We start from the raw sequence: 11,153 nt of genomic DNA, 5'->3' as shown, positions 1-11,153 counted from the left end.
TTGCAGCAATACTAGACTTACTCATAAAGGTCACTATAAACGGTGTAATTCCGCTACCTCTTAAATCAGGAATAGCCATTACTCGTTACCTACATCCAGCAATGCAAGATTTCCATTAAACAACATGCTAAGCGACAAGATTCATCCATTGTTTTGTAGAAACATAAATCATACACAAACCTAAGCTAGCCCTTATTTCAACACCTGACAGCCACCAAGTATTTCAGGCTTATAAGTCATACTGTCCGCATCCGTTATAGACCGAATCACTTTGCAAGGCACACCAGCAGCAAGTGCGTTAGCAGGAATATCGCTTGTTACGACGCTACCAGCGCCAATCACAGAGCCATCCCCAATAGTAACACCACCGCACACTGTCACATTTGCCCCAAACCAGACATCGTTTCCAATTGAAACGGGTTTTGCATAGCACAATGCTTTAGATTCTCCATTAGCGTGTATCATTTGCCTACGCTCTGAAGCAACTAATGGATGAATAGGTGTGACAATCGTTACATTGGGTCCAAAGCTTACATAGTCCCCAATTGTCACCAGCGCGTCATCTTGTATGGTCAAATTATAGTTCCCAAAAAAATGCCTGCCAATTTTGGTGTGAATGCCATAATGAAAAAATACTGGACCTAGTATAAAGCTATTTTCTCCTATACTCCCTACTAATTCATTCAATATCTTATTTCGTTCTTCTCGGTTATCTTCTGGCAGCTGTGTATACAGATTGCTAAGTTTGTGAGCACGTAATTTGATTGTTTGCAAATCTTCGTTTGCTGGAGAAAATAATATACCCTTTAGGATTCGTTCCTCTTCTTTCATATGAACACCGCTCCTTTTTTCTTTATTATTCTGACTTTTAAAATTTCATTTTAGAGGGTCTTTTCAATGGAGTACGTCGCAACAGGTTTAAATAAAAAGCTCCCTCCAAAGTGTTTACAAATGAAGTGCCCACTTTGAGGGGAGCATATGGCGTTTTGGTTTCACACGATAGCCTTACAGTACCGACTAGGCTTTAAGCTCATTTAGAATAATTTCTTTTTCATCTTTTGGTACAAACGATTTTTGTGAGAACACATTGTACTGGTTCAACCGTACTGCTTTCAAGATGGCTCGGTACATCATGCCTGCTCCTTGAACGGGGATTCTTGCATCAACTGGATAAAGGTACATGTCTTTAAACGCCTCTTGATAAAGGTCTTCTGCACGCGCAGCAATGTGCTCCCACATGTTAATAAACCCTGTTCCTCGCTCTCCAATCAGTAAATCCTTTTCTGCTACATCGTAAGCATCCATTATAGCTTGCGGTAAATAAATTCGGTCACGATTTAAATCTTCACCGATATCTCGAAGTATATTCGTGAGCTGCATCGCTTTTCCTAACGCAATCGCACTGTTATGAAGTTGCTGATGATTGTTAGGGGCTAGTACAGGTAAAAGCATCAAACCGACTGTACTCGCCACATGATACGAATATTGTTCTACTTCGTCTAACGTCTCATATCGTTTTAAATATAAATCCATTCGCTGCCCCTTCATCATATCAAAGAAAGGCGTTGTATCCATTTCAAACCGTTGAAACACGTCGTCTAATGCAATCCACTTAGGGTCTGTTAAAGGGAGCTCCTTTCGTATAAACCGGTTGAATTGATCTTCAAATAGCTCCAGTTCACTTGAAGGGGATTGCCCTTCATCAACGATATCATCAACCGTCCGACAGAAAGCATAAATCGCCCACACGGCTTGCCTTTTTTTCTGAGGTAACGTACTAAAGGCTTTAGCAAATGTTTTAGAATGCTGTTTGATGATTGTATGGCATATTTCATAAGCATCCTTTGTATTCATAGCATCTCCTCCATGTTTCATCTACTCGTCATAGCCTTCATTGGCGTTTGAAGTAGCTCATTCGCTAACAATTTTGCTCCTTGCATAACAATCGGTATCCCACCGCCTGGATGGGTAGAAGCACCAACTGCGTAGATGTTTTTCGCTTTAAATGGTTGGTATTGCGGCCTAAAAACAGCTGATTGTGTAACAGTTGGTGCAAGTCCAAAGCTTCCTCCTTCAAATAGTCCGGCTTTTTTCGCATCATGAGGAGTACGAATATCGAGCCATTCCATTTGACTTCTCAGCTCTGGAAACGCGCGTTGCTCTAGTTCATTCAGCACAATGTCTACCAATTCGTTGCACTGGTCATCTGACATTTTTGCTGGTACAGGTACTAACGCATAAAGGACGCCTTTTCCTGCTGGAGCCAGGGACTCATCAAGAACCGATGGGTGAAAAGCATAAATCGACGGTAGTGTCGACAATTCTCGTGAATAAAAAACATCGTTCATATGCTGATCAAAATCGTCAGACATTAAAAATTGATGCATTGGATTATTTTTATATATTTTCTTTAAGCCTACATAGAGAAGCAAACATCCTGAAGATGGGACATACTTTTTCTTTATTGGTTTTCGTTCAACGAGAGATTCAGCTAAAGGGAAATCCATGTTCATAATAAAACGATCACCTTGATAAACCGTATCGTCTACTTTAACCCCTTTAACAACACTACCTTCGTAAAGGACTTCATTGACCTCAGCATTTAATACGAATTGAACTCCCCGGTTGTTAAGCTCTTCCACTATTTTCTCTATTAAAGAAGCATAACCACCTCGTAAATACCAAATCCCGTGGGCGTGCTCACTATAAGATACGAGCGAATACAGTGCAGAAGAATTAGTTGGGTTTCCGCCTATATAAAGAGATTGAAGCTTGTATGCATTTTGTAGCCGTTTATGTGTAAAAAACTGCCGAATCATTTTGTCTACAGATTGATAAGCTTTTAACTCGTATAACGTTTTTAAGTTCGTCGCCGTGTAGAAATCTTTTTTTCGATTAAAACTTTTATCCAAGAATGCAGCTTTTCCCTTTGTAAAGTGGTGTTCCATCGACTTCATAAACTGAGGAAATTGCCCCTCTTCACCAGGAAAAACCTGTTTTATTTCTTCTTCTTGCTTTTTAAGGTTACGGTATTTCCAGAAATCTGTCCCGTCAGGATAGCTCATTTTATAAAGAGGATCGATGTCTATAAAATCTAGGCTTTGGGTATCCATACCCGCCTCTTCCAAAATAGAAGTAATCATTTCCGGTAAAAGAACAATGGTTGGACCTTGATCTACTTTAAAAGACCCATGGGTATGAAAAGTTAATCGCCCTCCAACATAATCATTCTTCTCAAGGACAACCACTTCATCACCGTCCTGGCTTAAATATAAAGCTGATACTAAACCACCAATCCCACTGCCAACAACTATTGATTTCATTGTATAAGAATTCCTTTCTTATCCTTTTTGAAAATACCGTTCGCTGTAATGGTTGCTGACGCTAAAATCGTAGGTAGTCCACTACCAGGATGAGTCCCCCCACCTGTTAACCAACAATTCTCTATTTCTTCAAATTGATTGTGTGGTCTAAAATACATCATTTGCCCTAAATTATGAGAAAGGTTAAACGTTGCGCCTTTGTACACATTGAAACGTTGCTCCCAATCATTAGGTGTTAGTATCGAGTAGGACGAAATATGACGTCTTAAATCTTTAAAACCCGACTTTTTCTCAATTTGATCAAATACCAGTTCTGCAAACGTATCCTTTTGCTCTTCCCAATCAAGCTTACTAAAGTTATTTGGCACTGGCGCCAACAAATAAAGGGGTGACTTTCCTTCCGGTGCAAGCGTTGGATCTGTCACGATTGGGTTATGGATATAAATAGATGGGTCAGCAGACAACGTTTTTGAACCCGTTATCTCTTCGACATTTTTTCGGTAATCACTCGCAAACAAAACCGTATGATGATGCTCCTGATACACCTTTTCCACATTCGCGTAAATCATAAACGTAGAGCAAGAGTAGTTTTTCTTTTCAAGTTTTTTTCGCGTATATTTTTTTAAATGCTTTTCTTCCACAAGCTCACTCATAGCGTAAGCAAAATCAGCATTAATCACAAGTTCATCTGTTTGCTCCTGCTCACCATCTTCATAGGTTAAGCCATAGATGCGTCCCTCTTTAACGATTATATTTTTGACTGAGCGATTTAATTCGATTGTCCCGCCTAGTTCCGTAAAAGCTTTTGCGAGGGCTTTTGTAATTTGGTTGACTCCACCTATTGGGTGATAAATACCGTACTCATGTTCCATAAACGACAATATACTAAATGCTCCAGGGCATTCCCACGGAGACATCCCTAAATACTTTGATTGAAACGTAAACGATAGCTTTAAGCGTTCGTCAGTAAAATATTTACTTAATTCATCGTAAAGCGTTTTTCCTAACGACAAGCTGGGTAAAGCTTTTATAGCACGTAGCCTTGTATAGTCAAAGAGAGAATTATGCTTATTTTGTAAAAGCGGCATTAATGCGTTCATTTTCTTTCGGGTTTCCTTCATAAAGCGAATATATCCAGCTCCATTTGATGGAAACAACTGTTCAATGTCTTGATATGTTTGTTGCTCATCACGATGCGGAACAAACGCTACATCATCAAATTGTAACTTGTATAGAGGATCTACTTCTTTGAGCGTTAAATAATCAGATAGTTTTCGACCTACTTGTGCAAACAAGTCTTCTAAAAGATGAGGCATACTAAAAAATGTCGGGCCGCGATCAAAAGTAAAGCCATCTTGCTCAAAGCTTGATGTACGTCCCCCTACATATGCTTCTTTTTCGACAACTTTTACCTGATATCCTTTTCCTGCTAGTAGTAATGCTGTTGCTAAACCACCAGGTCCAGCACCTATGATTGTAATTTTTTTCATTCATCCACCCTAATTCATTTACATTTTCTTGTTCTTCATACCCGAATTGATAGATTTCTAAACACCTAGTTATTTCCAACTATGCGAAGCCATCACAACTCTACCGTCTTTGTAAAAACGTACTCCTTCTCTTTCTAAAAGCTCTCTTTGGCTAAAAGAGCCTTGAAATAAAATGCCTTCGTTTACACTGCCATCTTTTTTCACAACACGGTGTGCCGGTACTTCTTTTGGTGCCTTTTGCATAGCCCAACCAACAACCCGCGCACTTCGGGGAGCATCAATTAATCGGGCAATTTGACCGTATGAAGCAACTTCTCCAGCTGGAATCTGCTTAACAGTTTCATAGATATTGTCAAAAATTAAACGCATCTCCATCTCCTTTTACAGCTTTTCTTTTGTTACACTAAGAACGAATTAATCTATGAGGTGAAGCATGAAAAAGAAAATCATCGTATCCATCTTCCTAGTGGGATTAGGTACACTTGTTTTTATGTATCAAGATCGCTTTCTCAATGCCATTGAGACGCTAGGTGACCAATCCATTATTCTAACTACATTGATTGCCACTTTACTCTCTTTATTTCCTGTTATTCCGTACCCGCTCATTGGTGGACTAATTGGAGCTGCATACGGACCGTATCTCGGTAGTCTTGTCACTTGGTTAGGCTCCTCCATTGCCTCTATACTCTTTTTTACCTTTATTCGGTATGGTTATCAAGATATAGGTCTTAAGATGATCCATCGCTACCAGCTCACATCAACGATAACAAGATTATTTGAGAAAAACGCGTTTATGACTATATTTATTACGCGATTGATTCCCATAATCCCTTCAATCCTTGTTAATGCCTATTCTGCTCTAAGTAGGGTTTCGCCAATGCACTATATTGTGGCGTCTTCGTTAGGCAAGGTTCCTTCAATGATTTTATTTGCCACAGTTGGGCACGCACTATTCAATGATCCTCAGCAATTAATGATTGTCATTCTTTATTATTTAGCCTTTCTTCTATTCGTCTATGGCTGTTATCGCCTCTGGTTGAGGACAAGTCGGTATAAAAAAGAAATATAACAAGACCAGGGGCTTCATCACTCCTGGTCCTCTCTATTACGCATCCTCAATTTTAATTTGGTAGTGTTTAAGCCAGAAATCCATTTGGATGAAGTGTGCTAATAACTGCGGACCTGCCATTAATTGACCGAAATACGGCTTCCCTGTATCAAAGCCACCAGTATCTGCAATGTTTTTCAATTGCTTACGTTCGATAAAATCAAATAAAGGCGAGTCAGCTTGATTTGCAATAGCTTGAATTTCCTTTGTTACAGCGTTTGTATAATCTGGATGATGCGTTTTAGGATACGGACTTTTCTTACGATAGAGCACATCATCAGGCAGTAAGCCTTCTAATGCTTTTCGTAAAATTCCTTTTTCCCTTCCCCCATGCACTTTCATCTCCCATGGAATATTCCAGACATACTCAATTAAGCGGTGATCTGAAAATGGAACCCGCACTTCTAACGATGCTCCCATACTCATGCGATCTTTTCGGTCGAGTAAGTTTGTCATAAACCAGATCATATTTAAATATGAGATTTCTCGTCTTCGTGCTTCTTCTTTTGTATCCTTTGAAAATGTCGGCGTCTCGCTAATCGTCTCCGCATAACGGTCATAGACATAGTTCTTTAAATCAAGCTTCTTTTTCCAATCAGCCTTTAAGAGCATATTTCGCTCGTCTATGGATCTCATCCAGGGAAACCCATCTATATTCATTACCTCAGGTTTATGAAACCACGGATAGCCACCAAAAATTTCGTCCGCACATTCACCTGATAAGCCCACCGTTACATCTTTTTTAATTTCTTTACAAAACCATAGCAATGAAGAATCAACATCTGCCATTCCAGGTGTATCGCGAACGAGTACTGCTTCTTTTAATAACTCAGCCAATTGGATGTTCTGAATGACACAGTTTTTATGATTGGTTTGGCAATAACTCGATACTTTTTTGATCCATTCTCCATCAGCATTTGGCTGAAAGGCACTTGCTTTAAAGTATTTATCGTTCTCTTCATAATCAACAGAATAGGAGGCAATCGGCCCTTTTCCTTCCTGTTTATAATGATTTGCAGCAATAGCCGTCAGTGCACTAGAATCAATTCCACCTGACAAAAACATTCCAACCGGAACGTCAGCAAAAAGCTGTCTTGAAACGATATCTTCCAACAGCTGTCGGATATGTGCGGCCGTTTCTTCAACATTATGCGTATGCTGTTCACTTTTTAATTGCCAATAACGACGCAAACGTAGCTCATCTTTTGTATAGACTAAAAAATGAGCTGGTTTTAACTCATGAACATGTTTAAAAATGCCATTTCCTGGTGATCGCGATGGTGCTAACCCCATTATATCCGCTAAGCCCGTACGATCCACAATAGGCTTAATATCACGATGAGCCAATATACTTTTTAATTCTGAACCAAATACTAAAAATCCATCTCGAACCGTATAAAATAACGGCTTCACTCCTACTCGATCTCGTGCCATAAATAAGGTCTGCGTAGTATGTTCCCAAATGGCAAAAGCAAAAATACCGTTAAATTTTTGTAAGCATGCTTCTTTCCATTGTATATATGATTTTAACAACACTTCTGTATCCGAGTGCCCTGAAAACGTATGATTGTATTGCTGCAGCTCTTTCCGGATATCTTCTGTATTATACAGTTCACCGTTATAAACAATCGTATACGTTTTTCCAGCAACGGTCCGTGTCATTGGCTGAATGCCACCTGCTGGATCAACAACAATTAAGCGCGCATGACCAAACGCTACTTGTTTGTCTGTCCATGACTCTAATGCATCAGGCCCTCTTCGGTTTAACGTCGCTGCCATTTGTTCAATTTCTTTTTTTTCGCGTCTTAAATCTCGCCGCCAATCAATCCACCCTGTAATCCCGCACATCTGAATACCAGCTCCTTCTGGAATGTAACGGCCCTATGCAACCTTACATTTCCTCACTCCTAACCTATGCTATTCATTGAAAAAGCCAAAAGTGCCTCTTTTTGAAGGAACTGGACGTTTTGTAATTTGATCTCTTTCTTCCTACTTAAACAGTTATTTTATTCTTTTTTATAAAAGAAACGTTTGCCGATTTTTTCTACTAGACCCGGGGCAAGTTGATGCATTTTCGCTACAACCGTCATATAATTTGGCAAATTGATTTCTCTTTCTTTAGAGCTCAACGTTTTCACAACTCGTTTGGCTACTTCATCTGGTTGCAATAAATGAGCACCCATCTTTTCACCATATGTGCCGCTTTTATCAGCGCTTTTCAAAAAAGGTGTATGAATGGGCCCTGGATTCATAACGGATACGTCAATAGCATACGGCTTTAATTCAAGTCGTAAGCCATTTGAATAGCCAATTAATGCATGTTTTGTCGCTGCATATACACTCGCTTTTGCGGTTGCCACTTTCCCTGCTTGAGAAGCAATTTGAACAATGTGACCATGCCCATTTGCCATCATTAAAGGGATTACTCGGTTCGTAAATTGTATTAATCCAACAATGTTGACTTGAAAAACCCGCTCTACGTCCTCGTCGGCAATCTCCCACGACTCAGCAAACTGACCAATTCCAGCATTATTTATGACGATATCAGGAATAAGGTTTGCTTCTTTCAGTTCACCAACAACATGATGAATAGACGTGATGTCGCTTAGATCAAGTTTACATTCAAACACATTAGGCTCCGTTTCTATTAAGTTTTGATAACGACTTGCCAGCTTAACAATCTGAAAATGATGTCCCTTTAATTGATTGACCACGGCTTCACCTAATCCACTCGATGCTCCTGTAATCCATATCGTTTTCATTTGCGATCACAATTCCTTTTCTTCTTCTGTACGCTTTAGCTTACAATGGATTCTCCTTTTCCTTCAACTTTTTTCTTGCTATGATAGTTGGAGGAAATGGAGAGGGGCATTTCGTTTGAGAAACAGATTACATACCATCGTAAATCATAAAGCATTTCAATCAACCGTTATTATTTTAATTATTGCAAATGCCATTTTGGTTGGAATCGAAACATACGATTCCATCTATGAGCATTATTCTTTCTTTTTTTATCTTGCTGATCGTCTTTTATTGTGGCTTTTCACAATTGAAATTGTCATGCGCTTTTTTTCAACTTCTGTTCGTTCATTCTTTAAAAACGGCTGGAATTGGTTTGACACCATCATCATTTTAGCTGGACATTTGTTTACTGGTGGTCATTTTGTCACAGTTCTTCGAGTCCTGCGGGTATTACGGGTTCTACGCGCCATTTCCGTTATTCCTTCTCTTCGGCGCTTAGTGGATGCACTAGTTATGACCATTCCTTCTCTTGGTAACATCTTGTTTTTAATGGGAATCTTTCTATATATCTTTGCAGTGATTGGAACGATGTTGTTCAGTGGAATTGCACCTGAATACTTTGGAAACTTACAACGGACCATTCTTACTTTGTTTCAAATTGTCACATTAGATTCTTGGTCAAGTGGTATTATGCGTCCCTTAATGGCCTACAATCAATGGATTTGGATTTATTTCGTTTCTTTTGTACTCGTGGGTACGTTTATTATCTTTAACCTGTTTATTGGTGTTATCGTTAATAATGTTGAAAAAGCAAATGATTCAGAAGAAGACACGGACAATGAAGCAAAACAAGCACCAGCTACAGCAGAAGACGTTAAACGATTAGAACAGCAACTTGCAGCGATCCAGACAGAATTAAAAAAACTTCATCAACCTTCGAAAGAATAACACAAAAGCGCTATAAACGACTGTCTCCGTTTATAGCGCTTTTCTTCTTAGGCGAGAACTCGCGTACTAAAAAATTCTTGATACAGTTCTTGAACAGCTGTTTTAGCATCTTCTTGATGGATTCCAAATACAAGACTTGTCTCGGATGAACCTTGGTTAATCATTTCTATGTTCACATTTCTTCTTGATAATGCGCCTGATGCTCTTGAGATGACACCAATTGAATTGTGCATACCTTCTCCAACAAGCATCACCATTGCAAAGCCTCGTTCTATATGGACATCATCAACTTGTAATTCTGTTTTAATACGGCCAATTATTTGTTTTTCCACATCTTCTGTCAGTTGGCTTTCGCGAATAATAACGCTCGTATCATCAATACCAGTCGGAATATGTTCAAACGAAATCGAGCTATCCTCTAAAATTTCTAATAATCGTCTTCCGAATCCTACTTCGCGGTTCATTAAATACTTTCGCACATAAATGGTCGCAAACCCTTCATCTGCAGCAATACCAATAACAGGGTTATCAAACACTTCTCGCTCTGCCACAATCAACGTGCCTTCGCTTTTCGGATTGTTTGTATTTTTAACACATACAGGAATGCCGTTCCTAAATGCTGGAATAAGGGCTTCATCATGAAATACACTAAAACCAGCATAAGAGAGTTCACGCATCTCTCGATAAGTCATTTTTTTAATCTCAAATGGATCTTCAACAATCGTTGGATTAGCTGCGTACACTGAATCAACATCAGTAAAGTTTTCATAGAGATCCGCATTTACAGCAGCCGCTAATATGGCACCGGTAATATCAGAACCACCTCGCGGGAATGTCACAAGTGTGCCGTTCTCAGAAAAGCCAAAAAATCCAGGAAAGACAATAATTCCTTCTTGCTCTTTCAACTGATGTAAGCGTTCATAGGCAATGGGTAGTACTTGAGCATTCCCTGGCTCATCACTGACAAGTAACCCAGCATCTTTTGGATTTACATAGGACGCATTCATGCCGATGGAATGAAAATATGCAGCAATTAACTTTGCGTTGTTATCTTCACCGCTTGCTTTTAATGAGTCTATTAATTGATGTGTATTTTTATATGGTGCTTGGATTCGATTCACTAAGTCATTACGAATTTCGATTGTTGTTGCTTCATCAAGGCCTAAATCTAACACCATTTGTGCGTAGCGATCAACTACTTTTTGAAGCCATTGTTCCTGCTTTACTTCATTACCGTCCATGCAATATTGCGCCAATTCAATTAATAAATCTGTTGTTTTCACATCTTCTTTGTTTCGTTTGCCTGGAGCAGAGACAACAACAATCTTTCTTTCTTCGTCCGCTTGAATAATCGCAGCCACTTTTCTAATTTGTTCAGCGTTGGCAACTGAAGAGCCACCAAATTTTGCTACTTTCACGTTACGTTCCTCACTCTCCACTTTTCTCTCTGTTTTAATTACTCATATTATCATAATCCTTTTTGTTAAGCCACAGCTAACCGAATGAAAAAGCGACTTCTTCTCCTTTTATAGAGAAAAGTCG

At 39.3% G+C, this 11,153-nt stretch carries 10 protein-coding genes; 2 read left to right on the top strand and 8 right to left on the bottom strand.

All coding sequences use genetic code 11. The features are described 5' to 3' along the window. Positions 1 to 192 precede the first annotated feature (192 nt). The 5 genes from PQ477_RS16760 to PQ477_RS16740 all read right to left on the bottom strand — a co-directional run bounded on the left by PQ477_RS16760 (position 193) and on the right by PQ477_RS16740 (position 5,182). Entirely contained in the window at positions 193 to 831 is a 639-nt protein-coding gene (locus PQ477_RS16760) for a sugar O-acetyltransferase (RefSeq protein ID WP_035394103.1), read from the bottom strand. A gap of 186 nt (positions 832 to 1,017) precedes the next feature. Beyond that, positions 1,018 to 1,854 carry a phytoene/squalene synthase family protein gene (locus PQ477_RS16755; protein ID WP_035394105.1) on the bottom strand — a complete coding sequence of 279 codons (837 nt, stop codon included), beginning with the start codon at positions 1,852 to 1,854 and terminating at the stop codon, positions 1,018 to 1,020. A gap of 17 nt (positions 1,855 to 1,871) precedes the next feature. Further along, positions 1,872 to 3,323, bottom strand: coding sequence for a phytoene desaturase family protein (locus tag PQ477_RS16750; RefSeq protein ID WP_274272516.1), 1,452 nt, complete (start codon positions 3,321 to 3,323; stop codon positions 1,872 to 1,874). Further along, complete coding sequence (locus PQ477_RS16745) at positions 3,320 to 4,813, bottom strand: phytoene desaturase family protein (RefSeq protein ID WP_035394108.1); 1,494 nt, start codon at positions 4,811 to 4,813, stop codon at positions 3,320 to 3,322. The genes PQ477_RS16750 and PQ477_RS16745 overlap by 4 nt, the downstream gene beginning before the upstream one ends. A gap of 69 nt (positions 4,814 to 4,882) precedes the next feature. Beyond that, the gene (locus tag PQ477_RS16740) at positions 4,883 to 5,182 is read right to left on the bottom strand and encodes an MGMT family protein (RefSeq protein ID WP_035394110.1); all 300 of its coding nucleotides are present in this window, start codon (positions 5,180 to 5,182) and stop codon (positions 4,883 to 4,885) included. A 64-nt stretch (positions 5,183 to 5,246) separates the two neighbouring features. On the opposite strand from PQ477_RS16740, the gene PQ477_RS16735 reads away from it, so the two are divergent. Next, a complete protein-coding gene (locus PQ477_RS16735; RefSeq protein WP_144558798.1) occupies positions 5,247 to 5,882 on the top strand; it encodes a TVP38/TMEM64 family protein in 636 nt (211 codons plus the stop codon). A 36-nt stretch (positions 5,883 to 5,918) separates the two neighbouring features. Here PQ477_RS16735 and asnB read toward each other — a convergent pair whose 3' ends face one another. After that, complete coding sequence (asnB, locus tag PQ477_RS16730) at positions 5,919 to 7,769, bottom strand: asparagine synthase (glutamine-hydrolyzing) (RefSeq protein WP_274272515.1); 1,851 nt, start codon at positions 7,767 to 7,769, stop codon at positions 5,919 to 5,921. Between the two features lie 158 nt (positions 7,770 to 7,927). Next, positions 7,928 to 8,683 carry an SDR family NAD(P)-dependent oxidoreductase gene (locus PQ477_RS16725; protein WP_274272514.1) on the bottom strand — a complete coding sequence of 252 codons (756 nt, stop codon included), beginning with the start codon at positions 8,681 to 8,683 and terminating at the stop codon, positions 7,928 to 7,930. A gap of 115 nt (positions 8,684 to 8,798) precedes the next feature. Here PQ477_RS16725 and PQ477_RS16720 point away from each other — a divergent pair, with 115 nt between their 5' ends. Beyond that, a complete protein-coding gene (locus tag PQ477_RS16720) occupies positions 8,799 to 9,611 on the top strand; it encodes an ion transporter (RefSeq protein WP_035394115.1) in 813 nt (270 codons plus the stop codon). 47 nt (positions 9,612 to 9,658) lie between these two features. On the opposite strand, the gene PQ477_RS16715 is transcribed toward PQ477_RS16720, so the two are convergent. Further along, complete coding sequence (locus PQ477_RS16715) at positions 9,659 to 11,029, bottom strand: aspartate kinase (RefSeq protein ID WP_144558795.1); 1,371 nt, start codon at positions 11,027 to 11,029, stop codon at positions 9,659 to 9,661. Between the last annotated feature and the right edge of the window lie 124 nt (positions 11,030 to 11,153).

The sequence above is a fragment of the Shouchella hunanensis genome, assembly GCF_028735875.1.
Taxonomy (GTDB): domain Bacteria; phylum Bacillota; class Bacilli; order Bacillales; family Bacillaceae_D; genus Shouchella; species Shouchella hunanensis.
The sequence above is the reverse complement of the archived record's forward strand: the minus strand, read 5'-3'. Positions and strand labels throughout refer to the sequence as shown.

Bases quoted from the DNA above. Each gene is read 5' to 3' on its own strand.
- PQ477_RS16760 (WP_035394103.1), bottom strand. From the start codon at position 831: ATGAAAGAAGAGGAACGAATCCTAAAGGGTATATTATTTTCTCCAGCA.
- PQ477_RS16755 (WP_035394105.1), bottom strand. From the start codon at position 1,854: ATGAATACAAAGGATGCTTATGAAATATGCCATACAATCATCAAACAG.
- PQ477_RS16750 (WP_274272516.1), bottom strand. From the start codon at position 3,323: ATGAAATCAATAGTTGTTGGCAGTGGGATTGGTGGTTTAGTATCAGCT.
- PQ477_RS16745 (WP_035394108.1), bottom strand. From the start codon at position 4,813: ATGAAAAAAATTACAATCATAGGTGCTGGACCTGGTGGTTTAGCAACA.
- PQ477_RS16740 (WP_035394110.1), bottom strand. From the start codon at position 5,182: ATGCGTTTAATTTTTGACAATATCTATGAAACTGTTAAGCAGATTCCA.
- PQ477_RS16735 (WP_144558798.1), top strand. From the start codon at position 5,247: ATGAAAAAGAAAATCATCGTATCCATCTTCCTAGTGGGATTAGGTACA.
- asnB (WP_274272515.1), bottom strand. From the start codon at position 7,769: ATGTGCGGGATTACAGGGTGGATTGATTGGCGGCGAGATTTAAGACGC.
- PQ477_RS16725 (WP_274272514.1), bottom strand. From the start codon at position 8,683: ATGAAAACGATATGGATTACAGGAGCATCGAGTGGATTAGGTGAAGCC.